The 846-nt window shown below is 61.6% G+C and carries 1 protein-coding gene and 1 pseudogene; one reads left to right on the plus strand and one right to left on the minus strand.

The window, feature by feature from the left end:
- A pseudogene (locus tag HX846_RS29870) lies at window positions 1-194 on the minus strand (aspartate/glutamate racemase family protein); the annotation flags it as partial.
- A gap of 126 nt (window positions 195-320) precedes the next feature.
- On the opposite strand from HX846_RS29870, the gene HX846_RS29875 reads away from it, so the two are divergent.
- Window positions 321-815, plus strand: coding sequence for a hypothetical protein (locus HX846_RS29875; protein ID WP_003212554.1), 495 nt, complete (start codon window positions 321-323; stop codon window positions 813-815).
- Window positions 816-846 lie beyond the last annotated feature (31 nt).

Below are 846 nucleotides of genomic sequence, written 5' to 3' on the forward strand. Positions count from 1 at the left end.
TCGAGGATCAGCGCCGCGTCGTCCCAGCGCCCGGCGTGCTGGGCCTGCTCCACCGGGCCGAAGTCGACGCTGTACATCAACAGTTGTGCCGAGCGCAGCGGCCCGAGCTGGTCGCGCACGTTCTGGTTGATGATGCGGTAATACTCGGCGCTGGACTCCCAGCTCATGCCGCCGATAAGGCCGATGGTGCGCATGCGATGCTCCTGAATTGGACGGGCGAGGGCACCACATTACCCGCGCGCTGCGCTTTAGTCATACGCCGGTGTGCGGCATCTGCCATGATCAAGGCTCGCAACATGGGTCACCCAAGGAACACGGCAATGGACGATGTACAACAACTGGGCGAGATGCTGCGTCATTACGCCGACAGCGAAGCCCACAAGAAACAGCAGTTCGAAGTGCAGTCGGCCCATTGGGCGCAGAAGATCGGCGAGTTGTTCGGCCAGATCGAGCAGTGGCTTGCGCCTGTGAAGACGGTCGGTTTGCTGGAAGTGCAGCGCGAGGCGTACGTGGCTTCCGGCCCCAGCGTGCCGGTGGAGACCTCCACCTTCAAGACCGAGAAACTGACCATCCATATCGCCGGCAAACCGGTGGAGTTCGTGCCGGATGTGATGGGCGCCGGCGGTTTGATTTCGCTGTCGGTGATGGGCTTGACCGCCGCCCGCTACGGCAGCATTTCCCTGGTATTGCTCCCGGGGAAAAACGACTGGCTGTGGAAGAAAACCAACGGTTTGAAAGACCCGGATACGTTCGGCTTCGATGCCAACTTCCTGGCGTTGCAGTTGCAGAGCCTGATTCCCCGCGAACGCGGCTAGTCGCTCAATGTGGTGCTTGTGTGGGAGCGGG

The sequence above is a fragment of the Pseudomonas sp. K5002 genome, assembly GCF_013386655.1.
In the GTDB taxonomy this organism is placed as follows: Bacteria; Pseudomonadota; Gammaproteobacteria; order Pseudomonadales; family Pseudomonadaceae; genus Aquipseudomonas.

Coding starts and splice junctions, on each gene's coding strand:
- HX846_RS29875 (WP_003212554.1), top strand. CDS start 321: ATGGACGATGTACAACAACTGGGCGAGATGCTGCGTCATTACGCCGAC.